Genomic DNA, 19178 nt, shown 5'->3' with positions numbered 1-19178 from the left:
CAGGAAGAACGCCTGGATTCCCAGCCAGGGTCGTTCATGGCAGTTCGCATGGGACAAGGACCCTTAACTCCATCGAAACATCGCCGAGCGTCTATTTGGGGGCAATCAGATGCCTGATCACGGGTGCTCCGGCACCGCGATGGAAGGCATGGACTCTGCCCTTGATGGTCTGATCGTTGACTGTATGACGCTCATGCTGGCGAAGGTGCTCAAGCCAGGATTCGACGATGAAAACCTCGACGTAGCAACGGGGATTTTCCTTATCTTCATAGAGCCCCCACGAAAGCGCGCCACTGCGTTTGCGTACCCGCTCCAGTTCCCGCGCTGCTTTCCTGAAAGCATCCGCCTCCGAAGGGTCGATCTCGTATTCGACGCTGATCATGACAGGACCGCGGTCATGGTCGGTTTCCGTCGACGACAGCGACACCAGCTCCGCAGGGCTCAAGTCCAGCGTCGGGGAGGTATCCAGGCGCCAGCGTAGCACCGCCGCCGATGCGACCGCCATGCCGATGGCGGCGATGACGAAAGTCGCTGTGACTCCCAGCATCGAGGCGGTTTGTCCCCAAAGCGCGCTACCTGCCGTCATGGATCCATAGAACACGGTAAGGTATGCCGCCAGCGCGCGTGCCTTGACCCAGCTTGCCGTGCTTCGCTGCGCGCCGACATTGAGGGTGGACAAGACCGCTATCCAGGAAAAACCTGCGAACAAGAGGCATGCGGCAAGCAGCCAGAAATGACGCACGTAGGCCTGGGCCAGCATGGTCAACGCGAAAAGCAGGCTCGATACAACGACCAGCTTGTCGGCGCCCAGTGCCGCGCGTATTTTTGGCAGGAACAAGGCACCGGCGACCGCGCCCAGGCCGATGCTGGTCAGCAGCAAGCCATAGCCGCCCGGGCCTACGCCAAGCTCTTGCCTTGCCACCAGCGGAAGCAATGCCCATCCGGCACTTCCGAAGAGGAAGAAGGCGACAGATCGTGCAAGTACGATGCGCAGCACCGGCGCGGAGCGTACGTAACGAACTCCGGTGCGTATCGCAGGGACAAAATGTTCCGGAGGCAGCCGCTTCTTGACCTCAGTCGGTTTCCAGCGATAGAGCGTGTACATTACGCCGAGAACGGACACGGCATTGATCATGAACACTGCCGGCGGTCCTGCGAACGACAGTACCAGACCCCCGATGGCAGGGCCGATCGCCCGGCTGATGTTGATGCCTAAGGAGTTCAGCGCGACCGCCTGGGGCAGGTCCGATTTAGGTACCAGGTCGGGCACGATGGCCTGAAACGCCGGGGCACTCATCGCCGCGCCCATGCTGAGCAAGAAGGTGGTGCCCAACAGCACGCCGGGCGTCACCAGGCCGCCAAGAGCCAGCGCCCCGAGCGCGGCCGCGGTCACCAGCATCCATACTTGCGCGAACAGCATGTACTTGCGGCGATCGACGATGTCCGCGAGTACCCCTGAAGGCAACGCGAACAGGAACATCGGCAGGCTGCCCGCGGCTTGTACCATCGCGATCATCAACGGATCGGGGTTGAGCGAGGTCATCATCCAGCTGGCGCCGACGTCGTGCATCCATGTGCCGACATTGGATGCGACCGTCGCGATCCACACCATGCGAAAGACGGGATGGCTCAAGGGACTCCACGCCGATGCGTTCGCCTTTGCCGGCGATGTTTCCTTGGCGGTCGCCCCTGCCGGGCTAACCGATGTCTCTGCAGCTTGTTTCATGTTCCACCTGTTGAATGCTTGCTACCGGGCTGAAGGATTTCACGCGCCGAAACGCTGCCGTGCTTGCGCTGATGGCAAGGAGGAGAGCAGTGATACACTCAACCGTCCCGGACCGCAGAGCGCGATCGCCACGAAGATAATGAGCAGGAGCCAGCCGAACTGACCCTGAGCGATTGTCCATGCGGGATGCACGACGAACATGGATACCAGAAGTACGGCAATGATCGGCAGGCATGCCAGGCGGGTCGCAAATCCGGCCGCGATGAGGATCGGACAGAGGACTTCGGCGATCAATGCGCTCCACAAGCTGAAATGGGGACCCAATCCAAACGGGTCTTCGATCACCGTCAGCTCGTGTGCATAGTTCATGACCTTGGGCCAGCCATGGACATAGGCCAGCATGAAACTGCTGGCGACGCGGAGAAAGAATAGGCCGGCATCCGTACCTGCTTCTGCCAGCGATGGGTGTGTGGTCTTGAGATTCATATGCGTGTATTAAAAGGAGAAGCAACTGCAACCAAGGGTGCCCCAGAAGCCGCTGAAGTTGGTGACGGGCACCGTGGAGCGCCTGGCCGTGTCGTGCGCATGGCCGTGTACGCCGCACGCGCCAACGCAGGAATGCGGCATCGGCGATGCGCTTCTTTGCGGCGCGGCGCGATAGTGTCCGGGTACTTCCCGAACGGGCGACCATTCCGGCATGACCGGTACGGGTTCCGGACCATGGGCCGAGAACTCGCCGTCGGCGTGCACGATCTTTCCGCCAACCACGGTGAGGAGGGACTCCAGCGACTTGATGTCTTCCTGGGGTATCGAGAAGAAATCGGCCGACAACACCGCCAGATCGGCCAGCTGGCCTTCCTTGATTCTTCCCTTTTTATCCTGCTCGGAGGAGAACCAGGCGCTGCCGGCGGTCCATAATTCCAGGGCCGTGTCCCGCGACAGCTTGCCTGCCGCGTCGTACAGGCGGGTTCCGCCCACCGTGCAGCCCGACACCAGCCAATACAGTGCTGTCCACGGGTTATAACTTGCTACGCGGGTGGCGTCGGTGCCGCCACCGACGGGCACTCCCATCTCCAGCATCTTTGCAACCGGCGGCGTGTGTCTTGCCGCATTGAATCCATAGCGGTCAATGAAATACTCGCCCTGGAATGCCATCCGGTGCTGGATCGCGATCCCGCCGCCGAGGGCGCGCACGCGTTCAATGTTGCGTTCCGAAATGGTCTCCGCATGGTCGAACATCCAGTGCAGTCCGTCGAACGGAATATCGCGGTTGACCTTCTCGAACACATCCAGCATGCGGCTGATCGATTCGTCGTAGGTGGCGTGCAGCCTGAACGGCCAGCGATGTTCCACGAGGTGGCGAACGACGCGTTCGAGTTCGGGTTCCATGTCGGGGGAGAGGTCCGGGCGCGGCTCAAGGAAATCCTCGAAGTCGGCAGCCGAGAAGACCAGCATTTCGCCGGCGCCATTGTGTCGGAGGTAGTCGTCGCCCTGCCCGGGTTGAATCATCGATGTCCATTTCTGGAAATCTTCGAGTTCCGCGCCTTTACGCTGGGTGAACAGGTTGTAGGCGACGCGCAGGGTCAATTGTCCGGCACGCGCCAGCTCGTCAATGACGGCATAGTCATCCGGATAGTTCTGGAAGCCGCCGCCGGCATCAATGACGCTGGTCACGCCGAGGCGGTTCAGTTCTCGCATGAACTGGCGCGTCGAGTTGACCTGATACTCGCGCGGCAGTGCCGGACCTTTTGCCAGCGTTGCGTAGAGAATCATCGCATTGGGGCGCGCAATCAGCATGCCGGTCGGATTGCCGGCGGCGTCGCGCTGGATTTCGCCGCCAGGAGGATTCGGTGTGTCCCGGGTATAGCCAACCGCTCTGAGAGCAGCCGCGTTGAGCAACGCGCGGTCATAGAGATGCAGGATGAAGACCGGCGTATCGGGCGCGGCCGCATTGATTTCGTCGAGCGTCGGCAGGCGTCGCTCGGCGAACTGGAATTCCGACCACCCGCCGACGACCCTTACCCATTGGGGGTGCGGCGTCCTTTCTGCCTGGCGCTTGAGCATGCGTAGTGCGTCTGCAAGGGAGGGAACGCCTTCCCAGCGCAGCTCGAGGTTATAGTTCAAGCCGCCGCGGATCAGGTGGATATGTGAATCATTCAGCCCCGGGATGACGGTTCGGCCGCCAAGATCGATGACCGGTGTGTTTCCTTTTCTGTTTCGCAGGATGGTTTCGGTATCGCCGACTTCGGAGAACTTGCCATTGGTAATGGCAACGGCACTGGCGACGGGGCGCTGCCTATCCAGGGTGCGAAACTTGCCATTGACCAAAATAAGATCGGGCATTAAGGTAGATTTCACTGTATTACTCCTATCGACGGGCCTGGCAATCACAAAGTAGCAGCATTGTCGTAGCGCCAGTTCAGGTCGTCTATTATCCGATTGGATAATATGCAGCGATTGTCCGGCGACTTAGAATTCGCTCCGACCTTAAGTTCTGGCGTCGTCCACACGACGCAACTGGCTGACCGGTCCTCGATGCGCTTGCCAGCCTCTGGCTAAAGCCACTGCGATCTACCGTTTCTTTCGATGACTCCGCCAACCTGCGGAGAAGCCAGCAAGTAACGACGTTGATAGGAGCAGGCTGAGCGTGACATTGCAAACATCAAACACATAAGAGCCGACCATGACAAATCCGAAATTGGAAGTACTGACCCCCCAGAATAGCCAGATCATTTTCATTGATCACCAGCCCCAGATGGCTTTCGGTGTTCAGTCGATTGACCGCCAGGTTCTCAAGAACAATACTGTTGGCCTGGCGAAGGCTGCAAAGGTGTTCGGCATCCCGGCGACGATCACAACCGTCGAAACCGAAAGCTTCTCCGGCCATACCTATCCTGAACTGCTGAACGTGTTTCCGGATGCTCCCCTGCTCGAGCGTACCTCGATGAATTCCTGGGATGACCAGAAGGTGCGCGATGCGCTCGCAAGGAACGGCCGCAAGAAAGTGGTTGTCTCCGGGCTGTGGACAGAGGTCTGCAACAACACCTTCGCTCTGTGCGCAATGCTTGAAGGCGGTTACGAGATCTATATGGTGGCGGATGCATCCGGCGGTACATCCAAGGAAGCCCATGACATGTCGATGCAGCGCATGATCCAGGCTGGCGTGGTACCGGTAACCTGGCAGCAAGTGCTGCTCGAGTGGCAGCGTGACTGGGCTCACAGGGAGACCTATAACGCAGTGATGGATATCGTCAGGGAGCATTCGGGCGCGTACGGCATGGGTGTCGACTATGCATACACCATGGTGCATAAGGCACCGCAGCGCGCTTCCAACCACGAAACACTGGCACCGGTTCCCGCACGTTAATTTACTTCGGGTATCGGGATAGCCTCGCCAAGGAGCGGCAATGCGGTCCTCGGCGAGGCGTCAACACGTCTAAAGGAAGTCGTCGATGAAGCTCTATCTGATATCGTTAGCTACCGGTGCGTTGGTCGGGATCATTTATTCCCTGCTCAATGTTCGTTCACCTGCGCCACCGGTCATCGCCCTGCTGGGGCTGCTTGGCATGCTTGTGGGCGAGCAAGTGGTTCCCGCTGTCAAGCGCATGGTTGCCGGCGAGCCGATCACCATGACATGGTTTCGTACCGAATGTGTTCCGAAAATTACCGGGGCTCCGCCTGCCACGGTCAAGGCTTTTGGGCAGACTGAAGCGTCTGACGTTGAAAAAAAGCTAAGCTGACCTGCTGCCGTCAAGAAGTTATCCGCGGCGAATCGGCGTGATCTGTCACACCGCTTGGCTCATCGTCTTTATGTTCGAGAGAAATAAATTTCAAGCTTCAGCGCCACTCGTTACAATTTTCAACTCGTGGTGCTTGATCTTGCCGGCTGTCGTTGAACCAACCGTCATCATTATCGATCGTTTTTGCGGACATATTGGAAGTCTTGTATAGCCAATACCGATATAAGAGGCATAGCATGTGTGACCCATCCCTTTCGCAGTGCCTTATCGGTATCGTCGATGATGAGCGCGCGGTCAGAAGAGGCTTGAGTAATCTATTAAAATCAGCCGGCTATAAGACCGAGTGCTTTGCCTCAGGGGAAGCGCTTCTGGAGTGCGGACAGCGTGCGGATATTGATATTCTGATATTGGATATCAAGTTGGGAGGGCTTGATGGGTTTGAAATACAGAGTCGTCTTGCCGCTTCCGGACTTTTCGTGCCGGTGATCTTCGTATCGTCTTATGGTGATGAAAGCGTTCGAAAGCGAGCCATGGGCGCTGGTGCCGCCGCGTTTCGTTCAAAGCCGATCGACGTGGATGCGCTTTTGGGTGATATTGAGGCAGTCCTGGAGGCACGAAGGAATCGATGATGAATGGGGTTGCACCGGCTTCCGGGCACGGCACGGAGTCTGAAGTCCGAGAAAGCAAAATCTATGGTTCGCTTGACGATTTCAAGCTGGAGTTGCTGCTGCATGACGGGGTGCTTGCGTTTTGCCGCGGGCGCCACCGATCTTCGTCGACCACGGTCCTGGTAGCGCAGGCTGCGACTGCTTCGGAGGGAATCGACGCAGGCCTTCATCTGAATAACGAGTATGGATTGCGGGAAGCCCTGGATCCTGCATGGGCGCTCGTGCCACAGCAAACCGTCTTGCAGGACGGCCGCCTGTCTCTCGTTTATGGCGATCTCGATGTCATCTCTCTTGATCAGACCAGTTTCCGGTTGCTCGATATCGATGTCTTTTTCGAGCATGCGATGCCGATAGCAAATGCGATAAGGCACATGCATGCATCCGGACTGCAACACAATAATCTGAAGCCCTCTACGATTCTGCTTCATCGGGACGGGACCTGTCGCATACGTAACTTCGGTACGGCGTGGCGCATCCCGAATACCAGACAACAAGAGCAATCGAAGTTAATCGGTACGACCTTCGCCTATATTTCGCCGGAACATACCGGCCGTACAAAGCATAAAGTCGATGTGCGTAGCGATCTGTATTCGCTTGGCGTGGTGTTTTATGAGCTTCTGACCGGACTCCTGCCTTTCAATTTGAGCAGTGATGCTGAAAACGCCGAATGGATTCACCAGCATCTGGCAAGCGAGCCGATGGCTCCGCACGCTCTCTTCCCTGAAATTCCCAAGCAGCTTTCCTTGCTGGTCCTGAAGCTCCTGGATAAAAATCCCGAGAATCGCTATCAAACTGCGGCCGGGCTTGAACGTGACTTGAGGCGCTGCCGTCGCAGCTGGAACCAGGCGCGGCGGATTGATGAATTTCAGCTTGGCATGCAGGAAATGGCTGCGGAACTCATCTTCCCGAATAAATTGTATTCCAGGGAGGACAGTCTGGGAGTCTTGCTCTCGGCATTTGACCAGGTCGAGATATCGCGCACGCGTACCCTGGCGATCGTTCACGGCCAGTCCGGTGTTGGCAAATCCGCGTTGCTCGCATCCCTGTTCTCCCAACTAAGCCTTCGCAACACATGCGTAGCTGCGGGGAAGATCGACCAATATAGCAAAGACTTGCCCTATGCTCCTCTTGTGCAGGCGGTGGAAAGCCTGATCATGCGCATCATCGGCCAGCCGGATAACGAGCTGCTGTTCTGGCGTAACCGACTGCTGCAGCGACTCGGCGCGGACGGGGCCCTTGCGTTAAACCTGATCCCGGCGCTCCGATACCTGCTAGGCGACCTGCCTCCTGTTCCGGACCTGCCCGCGCTGGAAGCACAAAACAGGTTTCGCACAGTCATGCAGAGTCTTTTCAGCGCGCTTGCCTCGCCGAGTCGGCCTTTGGTGCTGGTGATCGACGATGTCCAGTGGATGGACCAGCCGTCGGTCCAGCTGCTCGGGTATCTGATGAATTGCGGCGAGGACATTCCTTTATTGTTGATCCTTTCATACCGGGAGGATGCAGTCATGGCTGGTGCGCCGTTTGACTCGCTGATCAGTGAGCTGCAGCCAAAAGCGACGGCGGTGCATAAAGTCAGCTTGGTCGGACTGGACGGTAAAGCGGTAGAGCGCATGGTTGCCGACGTATTGAGGCAGAACACGAGGGAGGTGCGTGAGCTTGCTTCACTCGTGTATGAGAAGACCGCCGGGAACCCTTTCTTCGTCAAACAGTTCTTGAAAGCCATCGTGGATGATGGACTGATTGTGTTTGATTCAGCTTCTGCCGTATGGAGCTTTGACCTGGCTGCAATATGTAGCCGCGGCTACACCGATAATGTCGCCGCTCTGGTGCTCGAACGCTTGTCACGCATGCCGGCGCCGACCCAGACCATCCTGGGCATGCTTGCCTGCCTTGGTCGGAAAAGCACAATCGAGGTCCTGGCGAGACTGTCTTCCGTGACCGCTGCCGAGGTGGGCGAACTGCTGGAGCCGGCAATAGACGCGGAGGTGGTCTTTCTCTCCAGGGATACGATCAGCTTCTGTCATGATCGAGTGCAAGAGGCAGCATATCTGCTCATTCACGAGCAGCGGCGCTTGAACCTTCACCTTCTCATTGGAAGCCTGCTTCTGGACGATGCCATGAAAAGCGGCCACGACGAGGAGCTGTTCAAGGCGTTTGATCACCTGGCAATCGCGTCGCCGCTCATCGTGCAAAGAAGCGAGCGCGAACATGTCGCAAGGTGTGGATTACTGGCGGCGCAAAAGGCAAAACGCACTATCGCGTATGAATCTGCGCTGACTTTCATCGATACAGCGCTCGGTCTGGTTCATGAATATGCCGAGCTTTCTCCCGAGCTCGCATGCTCGTTGAAGCTGGAGAAGGCGGACTGCCTGCTCATCACTGGAAATCTCGACGAAGCCGGTAGAGTGGTTGACCACCTGCTTTCCATCGCGTCACCCTCCGGGAACAGATTGGCGGCGTACCGAATGAAGGCAGAGATCCACCTGCGGCGTTCCGAGATCACGCATTCGGTAGACGTTGCCCTCGAAGGTTTGCGAAACTTTGGAATACAGATTGAACGGCAACCTTCACAGGACGATTGTGAAGCCGCTTACCGCGCAATCCTGAGCAAGCTTGCCGAGCATCCCGGAGACGCGCTACTGAGCTTGCCACAGATGCAGAATGCCGAGACCGAAGCGGCAATGTCTTTGCTGGCGGTACTGTCGATGGGCGCAGCCTTTACGGATGAACGGCTGCATTTCATGCAAATTTGCCAATCGCTCGCATTGACGCTGAAGTCGGGCATGACAGGCGCCGCAACGATGGCCCTGGGTGGCTTCGGCATCATGGTGGCCCAACGCTTTAATGCGTACCACGAGGGCTTTCATTACGGCCAGCTAGCGCAGGCTCTCGTCGCGCAGCACCAGTATGTGGCTTTCGAAGCAAAATCCCGCATACAGCTGGCCCAGCTCGGTGTCTGGACACAGCCATTTTCTTTCTCGGTCGAGTGCACGAAAGCCGGCTTTGACGCAGGCGTGGCCCATGGGGATATCACCATGGCGTGCTTTCATTGTTGTCAGCAGGTCGCCTATATCCTTGCCCGGGGAGATCAGCTCGATGCAGTCCTATCCGAAGCCGAACGTGGCCTGGCATTCGTACGCCAGGCCGGATACAAGGATATTGAATCCATCCTGATAATGCAGATCCGCTTTATCGATAACCTGAGAAAGGCGGGAGGCACGCAATACACCGGGAACGGGCTGAAGCTATCGGATCTGGATGATCTCATCGGGCCTGGCAAGGACCGCAACTCCACCTTGGTGTTTTGGTTTTGGCTCTACAAAGCCATCAGCCATTACCTTGCGGGCGAGTTCAATCAGGCATCGACTTGCATTGCCGAAGCGGAAACCCGGGCATGGTCGGCACCGGGTCATATCCACCTGCTTGATTTCCATCTGTTTTCCGCATTGATCCTTGCCGCGGATGGAGCCGCTTCGCATGATTCAGCCAATATCCGCCGAAGAATGCAGCCTCATTACGACAAGATCGCGCATTGGGCCAGCATCAACCCGCAAAACTTCTCCGACAAGCGGGCGCTGGTTGCGGCTGAAATGGAAAGGATAAGTGGAAATCCCTGGACTGCGCAGAAGCTGTATGGCGAGGCGATAGGGCATGCCGAATCACAAGGATTTCTGCAGTATGCTGCTTATGCGCATGAACTTGCAGCACGCTTTTGCCTGGAATCCGGCTTGCAAACTTCGGCGGAGGCGCACTTGAACGGTGCGCGCAATGCTTATCGTAACTGGGGAGCGATCGCAAAGGTCAAGCGACTGGAGCAGGAATATCCCAAGCTATATAGAAACGTTGGCGCGCTCCATGCGAAAGCAGCCATCGTCGGTAGCGAAGAGGGCTGGCAAATGTTCAGCGTGTTGCGGTACATCCGTGCATTGTCGGAGGAAATACGCCTGGAGAGTCTGGTCAAGGTCCTGATGACGATCGCTATCGAACATGCAGGCGCACAACGCGGCCTTCTCATCCGCTGTCAACGAGGAGCGCCGGTGATCGCGGCCCGTGCAGCGACCTCGCTGACAGGCGTAGAGGTTGAAATAGCGCAGAAGCCGCCGACGGATAGCGACCTGCCGCTTTCGATGCTGCACACCACGATACGCAGTCTCAAGGGGTCACACTATGCGGGAAGCTTGCACCCGGGCGCGTTTCAGCTGGATCCCTACTTGCAGCACAAGCCGCAATGTGCTGCGATGTGTATTCCCCTGGTAAAAAGGGGAGAACTGGTTGGTGTGTTGTATCTTGAAAATTGCCACCGGCCGGATGCCTTCACCGAGGAACACGTAGAGGTACTGGAAGTCATTGCCGCGCAAGCCGCCATCTCGCTCGAAATTGCCAGGCTTTATGCTGATCTGGTCGAGGAAAACCATCAGCGTCAAAGGGCTGAAAATGCCCTGCGCGCGAGTGAAGCCACGCTGGAACTTGGAGAGCAGATTTCGCATACGGGTAGCTGGCAGTGGGATACATCGCAAGACATTGTCAGCGCGTCCGCCGAGGCGTGCCGGATTTTCGGCCGTGATCCAGACCAGCGCCTGTTGTCCTTGTCTGATTTCCTCTCCTATATCCATGAGGATGACCGGTCGGTCGTGGTCGATACGCTCCGCTTATGCACGGAAGAGCAGAAGCCCTTTCACATTGAATACCGGATTGTCCGCCCGGATGGCGGCATTCGCTATATATCCGGCGTCGGCAAGGTCGCCACCGGGGAAGACGACGTCTGGCATTTCGTCGGCACCGTCACTGATATTACCGAACGACGCGGCTATGAGGACGCCTTGCGCATATCGCAAGCGGAGCTTGCCAGAGTTGCCCGTATAACGACGGTAGGGCAGCTTACGGCTTCGATCGCGCATGAGATCAACCAGCCTCTGATGTCTATCGTTTCAAATGGCGGCGCCAGTTTGAGATGGCTAAAGCGGAACCCGCCTGAACTCGGCGAGGTACTTGCCGGGCTGGAAGAAATTGTGAGCGAGGCAGGCAGGGCGGGCCATATCATCCATAGCCTGCAAGCCTTGACCCGCAATAGCGCGCCGGTGATGGAGCAGCTGGACTTGCATGACATTGTTCGTCACATCGTAACCCTGGCCCGTAGTGACATCGAAAGGCGAACTGTCTCTGTCCAGCTGTCGCTGGCCGCCGGGGCGCACACTGTCAATGGCGACAGCGTCCAGCTGCAACAGGTGTTATTGAATCTGGTGGTGAACGCCGTAGAGGCGATGAGCGAGCTGCAAGGCCGGCCGCGGGTGCTGTCGATTTATTCCGACAACCCGGACAATGACCACATCATGGTCGCTGTTGCAGACACCGGTGTTGGCTTAAGTGCGGAGGCAATGTCAAAGGTATTCGAAGCGTTCTATACCACCAAGCAAGCGGGTATGGGGATGGGACTTGCAATCTCGCGTTCAATTGTGGAGGCACATCAAGGTCGGCTTCAAGCTCTCCCGGCAATTCCCTACGGCAGTATCTTCCAGTTGACACTGCCGATATCGCGGACGGAGCACGAGGTCGCGCGACCTTCGACGCCATGAAATAACGCAGGAACATTGCCTACGGGGCAATCATGGAATAAACGGCATTCAGGTAGGTGTGCCGGGTTCACGGAATGGCTTCGGTACCGGCGCACCCGCATCAGGACACGACAGATGCAAGCTTACATTCCATGCGTTGCGCAATCGCATGTTCGATCGCGGTTGCCGCCCTCAACACAGCCCAGTCCTCGCCAGGGGCGGAGAATACCGTGACGCCGAACGGGTCTCCATTCTCATCCGAGCCCACGGGAATCGCAATGACCGGGGCGCCGGCCTTGCCGGTGCATTTGGCGGCGGCAGTCATCGGCGACAACAGGACATCGGCAGACCCGGATGCCAGCGCGGCTTTTATGCCGTCGTCGACGCTTAGTGCAATATCCCGACGGCGGTCCTCGATATATTGGGCAGAGCTCGTCCCGGTTGAAGCGTTAGCCGCGACCAAAAGTGATTGGCCATAAGGAATTGCCGCGGGATGCCTCTCGTTCCATTGGATGATGTCTTCCATCGACGTCATGCCACACGGCTTCAGCTCGGCCAGCATGGTGTTCAGGCTTTCCTTGAATTCCGTACGAAAGACGCAAGATTTCACCTCGCTCAGCTCCTCTGCGCTCGGCAGGTCGCATGGATCGATGATCACGGCACCAGCTCGCGCCAACGCTTCCAGCGCTCGGTCAAACACGGCCCTTCGACTCTCCGTCATGACGTTATCCGCGATGAAACGACGAGGCACGCCGATCCTGAGCCCGCGCAGTTCCATGCTCTCCATTTCGGAGCCCTGGAAAGCGTGCAGCGTAGCCGCATCCTTGGGATCCGCGCCCGCCAGAACGCGAAACACCGTCGCTGCGTCTTCTGCCGTCAACGTGAGCGGGCCCGGCGAATCCTGGCTTGGAACCAAAGGCACGACTCCGTGCCGACTGATGCGTCCAACGGTTGGTTTGAAGCCGACAATCGAGCTATGCACAGCCGGCGCCTGTATGGAATTCTGGGTCTCCGTGCCAATGGAAAAGGCGCATAGACGTGCGGCTACAGCAGCCGCGGAGCCGACACTTGAGCCTTGTCCACGTCCATATCGCATTCCTAGCGGGTTACGGACGACGCCGCCGGCACCGCTGAACTCGGCGGGCATGATATCCGAGACGAAGTCGGCGAATTCAGTCAGATTGGTTTTTCCAAGGAGTACCGCTCCGGCTTGGTGCAGGCGCGTTACCAGAGTCGCTTCATAAGGCGGGACGAACTGCGCCAATGCCCTGGAGCCGGCGGATGCGAAGCTGCCGTCGGCAGTGAAGATATTGTCCTTGAGAAGATAGGGCACGCCATGTAACGGACCTCGACGCAAGCCTCGGGCCAACTCCGCATCGGCACGCGCCGCCTGTTCCATCGCAAGCGGAGAAACGGTGCGAACGCAGTTGAGGCCGTTCTCTCCACCGCTATAGGCTTCAATTCTTTGCAGATACCATGTTGTCACCTCGACGGAGCTGGTCTGGCCGGTAGCAATCGCATCGCCGATTGATCGCAAGGAGCCTTCGCCGAGAAGCGTTGAAAGGTCCGATAGTTGCATGTCCATGAAATCACTTGTTATTCTTGAATTGAGGGCAAAGCCGGCCGGTCGTTCCGCCCTGGATAAGCTATTCGCCTGGTCCGACACCGCAGCCAACGTCGCGCGCACGGCTGCAGTGGCAATGTAGCGCTGCCCCCGGCGGCTGTTGCGATAGAGGCAGGGGGCAGATGCTCGCTTGTTATTCCTTGATCGCTTCAACGGCAATGTCGATCCGGACCTCGTCGCCCACATGTGGCGCGTACTTGCCGGCGTTGAATTCCGACCGCTTGATGACTGTATAGGCATTTGCGCCAATGGCGTCTTTTTTCAGCATCGGATGCGGCATCGCCTGGAAAGAGGATACCGTCAGCGTCACAGGTTTCGTGACGCCTTTGATAGTGAGGTTGCCTTCGACGGTAGCCGGCGTATCGCCATTGAAATTGACCTTCGTGGACTTGAACGATGCAGTGGGAAATTTCGCGGTGTCGAGGAAGTCTTCGCCCTGGATATGCTCATCAAATGTGGAGAAGCCGGTGTCGACCGATTTCGTGTCAATCACAATGTCAACGGAGCCCGTCTTCGCTGCCTTGTCCAACACCACCTTGCCTGACGTCTTGTTGAAGCGGGAAAGCTGGGTGGAATAGCCGAAGTGGCTATAAGAAAAACGAGGGAAGCTGTGTGTAGTGTCGACAACAAACGTATCGGGGGCAGCGAACGCGGGTGCCATCACCGATGCTGCAAGCAGAAGCGAAGCGATAAGACGTGTTTTGATTTTCATGTTTTCCCTTGATAGTGGAGAGGTGGTGGTTGAACGACAATGGCAGGCAACGCTCCGGCGGCAGCCAATTCACTGCCGCACGGAGCAATATTCACAATGTCCGAATCTTGCCAAGCTGTAAGTGGCAGGCCGGGAAGTGCAACAGTCGTTCTCTTGCACCTCGCCGACCATCAAGACAGTTGCGCTAGGCGGCCCAGCAGGAGCAGCCGAGTGCGCCCCAGAACCCGCCATTGTCCGCAGTGGGAGCCGATGCGGCACGGCCGTGGGCATGTCCATGCACCCCGCACGCCGTACTGCATCCACACGCCGCAAGCGCCTGACGATGGAGGTCTTGCAGATGCGACGTTTCCGACTTTCTGGCTTTATAGTAACCGTCATATTTGCGCACTGGAGACCAGTCCGGCATCGCGGGAGGAATGGGTGAATCCAGGGAGGAAAAGTCATCGGCGGCATAGACGACGCGTCCGCCCACCACGGTGAGCGACGACACGATCTGTCGGATGTCCTCCTCGGGCACCGCGAAATAGTCCTGCGACAGGACCGCCAGGTCGGCCAGCTGGCCTGCCTTGATCTGGCCCTTTGTGCCTTCTTCATTCGAGAACCAGGTGTTGGCTTGCGTATAGAGACGTAAGGCCGTCTCGCGGTCGACGACATTGCTGGTGGGGTACAGGCGTTGTCCGCCCACCGTCTTGCCCGTCGTGAGCCAGTACAAGGCATTCCAAGGGTCGTGGCTTGCTACGCGGGTCGCGTCGGTACCGACGCCAACCTGGACGCCCATTTCGAGCATCCTCTTGAACGGCGGCGTGCGTTCGGCCGCCTTCTGTCCATAGCGTTCAACGAAGTACTCGCCCTGGTAAGCCATGCGATGCTGGATGGCGACGCCGCCGCCCAACTTGGCAATGCGTTCGATGTTCCGGTCACTGATGGTTTCGGCGTGGTCGAAGAACCAGTGCAGGCCGTTGAATGGAATATCGCGATTGACCTTTTCGAACGTGTCGAGCGCGCGCGAAATGGTCTCGTCATAGGTGGCGTGAAGACGGAAAGGCCAGCGGTTCTGTGCCAGCAGACGCACCACCTCCTCCAGGTCCTGCTCCATGTTGGCGGGCATCTCGGGACGGGGCTGGCGGAAGTCTTCGAAGTCGGCTGCGGAAAACACCAGCATCTCGCCGGCGCCGTTATGTCGATAGAAGTCGTCGCCTTGTCCGGGCTTGACCATGCCGGTCCAGCGCTTGAAATCGGAGAGCTCTTCCTTGGCCTTCTGGGTGAAGAGGTTATAGGCGATCCGGACAGTGAGCTGGTTCTCCTTGTGCAAGTCTTCGATGACCTTGTAGTCGTCGGGATAGTTCTGGAACCCGCCGCCGGCATCGATAGCGCTCGTGACGCCGAGCCGATTCAGTTCGCGCATGAAATGGCGCGTGGAATTGACCTGGTAGTCATACGGCAGTTTCGGTCCGCGCGCCAATGCCGAGTACAACAGCAATGCATTCGGTTCCGCGAGCATCAGGCCGGTCGGTTCTCCATTTTTGCCACGGACAATCAGGCCGCCTGGCGGATTCGGCGTGTCCTTGGTATAGCCAGCCGCTTTCAAGGCTGCGCGGTTGAGCAGGGCGCGGTCATACAGGTGCAGGATGAATACCGGAGTGTCAGGCGCGACGGCATTGATCTCCTCCAGGGTAGGCAGTCTTTTCTCTGCGAACTGCTGCTCCGTAAAACCGCCGACGACGCGGACCCATTGAGGAGCGGGCGTACGGTCGACCTGGTCCTTCAGCCTGCGCATGGCTTCGGCCAGCGAAGGAATGCCATCCCAGCGCAATTCCATGTTGTAGTTGAGGCCACCGCGGATGATGTGGATGTGGGAATCGATCAGTCCGGGAATGACGCGGCGGCGGCGGCCATCGATAACGCGGGTGGCGGGTCCTGCCATGCGCATGATGTCTGCATCCGATCCAACTGCAAGGAAACGCCCGCCGGAAATGGCAACTGCGCTCGCGGTCGGCATCCGTTTGTCGAGCGTGGTGATTTGCGCGTTGTGCAGAATGATCTCGGGCTTATTGCCGGTCGCTGCGGTTGCGCTGAGCATGGAGCCCGGACCTAGCCAGGCACCGGCGGCAACGCCGGCGATTGCCTTGATGGCGCTTCGGCGCGATTGATCGGGCTGCGTGTTATCAGCTGGTTCGTTTTCAAACATAATGACCTCGTTTATCCATTGCCACGGCACAAAGTTTCTCTAACCGCTGATATATCGAGGACGAGATGTCTGCAGTGCGCCGGAATTGTTTATCTAAATAATGTCATTCAAGATGTCCAGCACGGTTGCCTTTCGCTCAAGGTCCCAGAGACGGCAAACCAATAATCTGCTTCAGGCATGCTCCAGGTGTTCCTGAATAACGGTATTGCACAGCTTGAAGTGGCGGCCTCCGTAACACATGTGCAAAGTTGAACAGGAATGGATTCCCATTCGCCTCCGTAGAGGATAAACAACGCAGATCACGAGTTTGTGTCAGCCTGTATTTCAATTGAAATACAGGCGCCGACCGTGTGTCATGCTTGCCCCGTAACCTGTGGATATTATGGCTGGCGCCGCCGCGATGCCAAAACGGAAAATTTGCAGAGCAATGTTCAAAGTTTTCGAACGGGCTTTCCGAGCAGAGTCAGGAAGCTATTTCAACAAGCCATGGCTCGAGCTGTTTGGTCCGGACGGGACCAGGCGAGACCGGAAAGATTGCCCTGCGGGTGGAATCAGGGTTTCGCCAGGCAAGGGTTGGCGTTGCGGGACCAGCATGCAAGTCGGGCCGTGGACGAAGGCGTGGTGACGCGGATCATCCGTACAGTCAAACCGACAAGGCGCAAGCAGACTGAACTACCGCGCATTCAGCAAGCGACGAATGCCGGCATGTTCCATCGCCACGAGCGGCTCAGTCTGAAGAAGGTGGCGATACTTTTCTGTATAGGGTGTTGATTGACTTCCCGCCAGAAGTACCAATGCCTTCGTCTGTTCGCATGCCGATTGATACGCCTCCGGACTTACTGTTTCGTGGTCGGTCAGTTCGTCTATAGAGGTCATCAAAGCGCTGAGCTCGCGTAACCATCCAAAACCCGGATGCTTGGTCAGGAGTTGAAGCAGCTGTCCAACGTCGACCGAACCCCATTCCTGTTCGTAGTCTCGCCTCGCGACGTCAACCAGTTTCTGGTGCAAGCGACGCAATGCACTCGTAAGAGCGATTAACTTGGCCTTTTCGTCCATCAATGAGTGCTCCAGTAGGATGTCTATAGCGATGTTGAATCCGTTTCGGCACGGCGGTTGGCCGGCCTGCGTCTATTGTGAAACATCCCGGACGCAAATGCACCGGTCCGGATGTGTCATTTGTAATGCGGGATCTACGATACCGACACATACGTGAATTCTGGAGCAGCCCGACAAGGAGCGGTAAGCCCTGGCGAGGGCCGCGATGGGCGTACGAGATCTTACTGGCGTTCCGCCATGGCATGCCCCTTAGCGATTTTGTCAATTGCAATAAATCGGCATTGGATTGACATCATTCTGAAAAGCCTGAAGCGTAAGATGCAGAAATCGAAATAGCGGCCTGCTTTCTAAGAGTGCCTGCCAAAGCGCCGCTTGCCGCGTTGCAGCTTGTTACCGTACATCTGCAAGGTCTTTGTCGGCGAGCCTTGCCATCGTCATGTTGATAGGCACGCCAAGTCGGCGATGTTCCGTGCACAAGCCGGTGAAGCAAGCGGCAATAGGCGCGGCGTGCCGTGCAGAGAGAAACATCGCCAATTTACCTGCCTCAGAAATTTACCTCGACATGTCACCGTCCCAATATCCTGCAGATAGACTTGAGGTTGCCTACATTACGCTGGAACGTACTGGTGGCATCACAGCCACTGCGAGGGTAGCCACGGTTCAACAGGCAAATTTTGTTTTGGAGCAGTGGTCAAAAACCCTGCGGGCGCCGGAGAGGGCAGTATGTCATATCGGATTTCACTTCGAAGACGGTTTCGAGTGTCGTGCACGCTACAAGATCGGCGGAGAACAAAAGCGTGTATCGATAGCGCGTGACCTTCGCAAGGGTATTGCGTTTGAAGCCTTGTCCTACGCAAGAAGCGGGAACAGAAGGGTCTTCGAAGCTGAAGACGGCAAACGGATAAGCGATGGCGCCGTCTGGTCAATCCGAACATTGTTGGAGCGCTATTCGCTGTAGGCGGCCTTGCGCTACCTATGCCAACGTGTTCAGGCTTCTTACTGCCTGTTTGAAAACAGATTGAAGGAGGAGTAAGTTGGTAATTTGAAGTGGGGGAAGTGCACGGAGGATTACCATGTGGACAGAACCGCAGCGGGCCAGACAGGTCGAGCGCGAACGCAAAGCCAAGCGCTATCCAAGTGATCTGAGCGATCAGGAATGGCAAGCCATTGAGCCATTGTTACCGTCACCAGCGAGAACTGGCCGTCGCCGCATCACGGACCTGCGCGAAGTGCTCAATGCCATTCGTTACCTTGTGCGCTCCGGATGCGAATGGCGCATGTTGCCGGTGCATTTCCCGCCCTGGCAAACGGTGTACTGGTGGTTTCGGCGCTTTGTGAGGCGGCTACTCTTCAAGGTTATCCACGATGTGGCGTTGATGCTGGACCGGCAGAATCAGAATAGGCAGGAGCATCCCAGTGCAGCGGTCATCGACAGTCAAACGGTTAAGGCGCCGGGCGGTATGGCAAGGGGCTATGATGCGAACAAGAAGATCAAGGGCCGCAAGCGACATGTCGCAGTTGATAGTGATGGACGGCTGTTGATGGTGAACCTGACGCCGGCAGATATAGCCGATTCCACTGGAGCAGAATGGGTGCTGGTGGCATTGAAGAAGCGATGGCCATGGGTGAAGCATCTGTTTGCTGATGCCGCGTATGACCGACGACGATTGCTCGACGAGGCAACGATGCTTGGATTCGTTGTTGAGGTCGTTCGCAAGCTGGAGAGGCAGCACACGTTTATTCCGCTCCCTCGTCGCTGGGTTGTAGAGCGTTCCTTTGGCTGGATGGTGCAATGGCGGCGCTTGGTACGTGACTACGAGGGCCGCATCGACGTCTCTTCCGAAATGATCTATGTCGCTATGGGTAGCTTGCTTCTCAAGCGATTATTTGAAAACGAGTAGTTATCAAACGG

General features: G+C 57.4%; 13 protein-coding genes. 6 read left to right on the top strand and 7 right to left on the bottom strand.

Annotated features, from left to right (window positions below; translation table 11 throughout):
- Window positions 1-91: 91 nt before the first annotated feature.
- From FH061_RS11515 to FH061_RS11505, 3 genes are read right to left on the bottom strand one after another with little or no spacing between them, the layout of a single operon-like run.
- Window positions 92-1726, bottom strand: coding sequence for an MFS transporter (locus FH061_RS11515; protein ID WP_151635968.1), 1635 nt, complete (start codon window positions 1724-1726; stop codon window positions 92-94).
- 39 nt (window positions 1727-1765) lie between these two features.
- On the bottom strand, window positions 1766-2212 hold the full coding sequence (locus FH061_RS11510; RefSeq protein ID WP_151635967.1) for a DoxX family protein: 447 nt from the start codon (window positions 2210-2212) through the stop codon (window positions 1766-1768).
- Window positions 2213-2221: 9 nt separating this feature from the next.
- Window positions 2222-4069: an amidohydrolase gene (locus FH061_RS11505; RefSeq protein WP_151636067.1), complete on the bottom strand. Its 1848-nt coding sequence runs from the start codon at window positions 4067-4069 to the stop codon at window positions 2222-2224.
- Window positions 4070-4409: 340 nt separating this feature from the next.
- On the opposite strand from FH061_RS11505, the gene FH061_RS11500 reads away from it, so the two are divergent.
- The 4 genes from FH061_RS11500 (at window position 4410) to FH061_RS11485 (ending at window position 11707) form a co-directional block, all read left to right on the top strand.
- A complete protein-coding gene (locus FH061_RS11500) occupies window positions 4410-5093 on the top strand; it encodes a hydrolase (protein WP_151635966.1) in 684 nt (227 codons plus the stop codon).
- A gap of 85 nt (window positions 5094-5178) precedes the next feature.
- Window positions 5179-5466, top strand: a complete 288-nt coding sequence (locus FH061_RS11495; protein WP_151635965.1) for a XapX domain-containing protein — start codon at window positions 5179-5181, stop codon at window positions 5464-5466.
- Between the two features lie 236 nt (window positions 5467-5702).
- Window positions 5703-6095 carry a response regulator gene (locus FH061_RS11490; RefSeq protein WP_151635964.1) on the top strand — a complete coding sequence of 131 codons (393 nt, stop codon included), beginning with the start codon at window positions 5703-5705 and terminating at the stop codon, window positions 6093-6095.
- Window positions 6092-11707: an AAA family ATPase gene (locus FH061_RS11485; protein ID WP_151635963.1), complete on the top strand. Its 5616-nt coding sequence runs from the start codon at window positions 6092-6094 to the stop codon at window positions 11705-11707. Before FH061_RS11490 ends, FH061_RS11485 begins: the two co-directional genes overlap by 4 nt.
- Window positions 11708-11807: 100 nt before the next feature.
- Here FH061_RS11485 and FH061_RS11480 read toward each other — a convergent pair whose 3' ends face one another.
- The 4 genes from FH061_RS11480 to FH061_RS11465 all read right to left on the bottom strand — a co-directional run bounded on the left by FH061_RS11480 (window position 11808) and on the right by FH061_RS11465 (window position 17269).
- The gene (locus tag FH061_RS11480; protein ID WP_192805018.1) at window positions 11808-13271 is read right to left on the bottom strand and encodes an amidase family protein; all 1464 of its coding nucleotides are present in this window, start codon (window positions 13269-13271) and stop codon (window positions 11808-11810) included.
- A 172-nt stretch (window positions 13272-13443) separates the two neighbouring features.
- On the bottom strand, window positions 13444-14022 hold the full coding sequence (locus FH061_RS11475; protein WP_151635961.1) for a YceI family protein: 579 nt from the start codon (window positions 14020-14022) through the stop codon (window positions 13444-13446).
- A gap of 184 nt (window positions 14023-14206) precedes the next feature.
- Window positions 14207-16102 (bottom strand): amidohydrolase, encoded by a 1896-nt coding sequence (locus tag FH061_RS11470; protein WP_151636066.1) that lies wholly within the window; start codon window positions 16100-16102, stop codon window positions 14207-14209.
- A gap of 780 nt (window positions 16103-16882) precedes the next feature.
- On the bottom strand, window positions 16883-17269 hold the full coding sequence (locus FH061_RS11465) for a hypothetical protein (RefSeq protein WP_151635960.1): 387 nt from the start codon (window positions 17267-17269) through the stop codon (window positions 16883-16885).
- 466 nt (window positions 17270-17735) lie between these two features.
- Between FH061_RS11465 and FH061_RS11460 the strand changes: the two genes are divergently transcribed.
- Window positions 17736-18224 (top strand): hypothetical protein, encoded by a 489-nt coding sequence (locus tag FH061_RS11460; protein WP_151635959.1) that lies wholly within the window; start codon window positions 17736-17738, stop codon window positions 18222-18224.
- A 115-nt stretch (window positions 18225-18339) separates the two neighbouring features.
- Window positions 18340-19167, top strand: coding sequence for an IS5 family transposase (locus FH061_RS11455; protein WP_151635958.1), 828 nt, complete (start codon window positions 18340-18342; stop codon window positions 19165-19167).
- Window positions 19168-19178 lie beyond the last annotated feature (11 nt).

It is taken from the genome of Noviherbaspirillum aerium (genome assembly GCF_008929045.1).
Taxonomy (GTDB): Bacteria; Pseudomonadota; Gammaproteobacteria; order Burkholderiales; family Burkholderiaceae_D; genus Noviherbaspirillum; species Noviherbaspirillum aerium.
This window is presented reverse-complemented; position numbering and strand designations above follow the sequence as displayed.

Bases quoted from the DNA above. Each gene is read 5' to 3' on its own strand.
- FH061_RS11515 (WP_151635968.1), bottom strand. From the start codon at position 1,726: ATGAAACAAGCTGCAGAGACATCGGTTAGCCCGGCAGGGGCGACCGCC.
- FH061_RS11470 (WP_151636066.1), bottom strand. From the start codon at position 16,102: ATGCTCAGCGCAACCGCAGCGACCGGCAATAAGCCCGAGATCATTCTG.
- FH061_RS11455 (WP_151635958.1), top strand. From the start codon at position 18,340: ATGTGGACAGAACCGCAGCGGGCCAGACAGGTCGAGCGCGAACGCAAA.
- FH061_RS11475 (WP_151635961.1), bottom strand. From the start codon at position 14,022: ATGAAAATCAAAACACGTCTTATCGCTTCGCTTCTGCTTGCAGCATCG.
- FH061_RS11480 (WP_192805018.1), bottom strand. From the start codon at position 13,271: ATGGACATGCAACTATCGGACCTTTCAACGCTTCTCGGCGAAGGCTCC.
- FH061_RS11485 (WP_151635963.1), top strand. From the start codon at position 6,092: ATGATGAATGGGGTTGCACCGGCTTCCGGGCACGGCACGGAGTCTGAA.
- FH061_RS11500 (WP_151635966.1), top strand. From the start codon at position 4,410: ATGACAAATCCGAAATTGGAAGTACTGACCCCCCAGAATAGCCAGATC.
- FH061_RS11495 (WP_151635965.1), top strand. From the start codon at position 5,179: ATGAAGCTCTATCTGATATCGTTAGCTACCGGTGCGTTGGTCGGGATC.
- FH061_RS11505 (WP_151636067.1), bottom strand. From the start codon at position 4,069: ATGCCCGATCTTATTTTGGTCAATGGCAAGTTTCGCACCCTGGATAGG.
- FH061_RS11490 (WP_151635964.1), top strand. From the start codon at position 5,703: ATGTGTGACCCATCCCTTTCGCAGTGCCTTATCGGTATCGTCGATGAT.
- FH061_RS11510 (WP_151635967.1), bottom strand. From the start codon at position 2,212: ATGAATCTCAAGACCACACACCCATCGCTGGCAGAAGCAGGTACGGAT.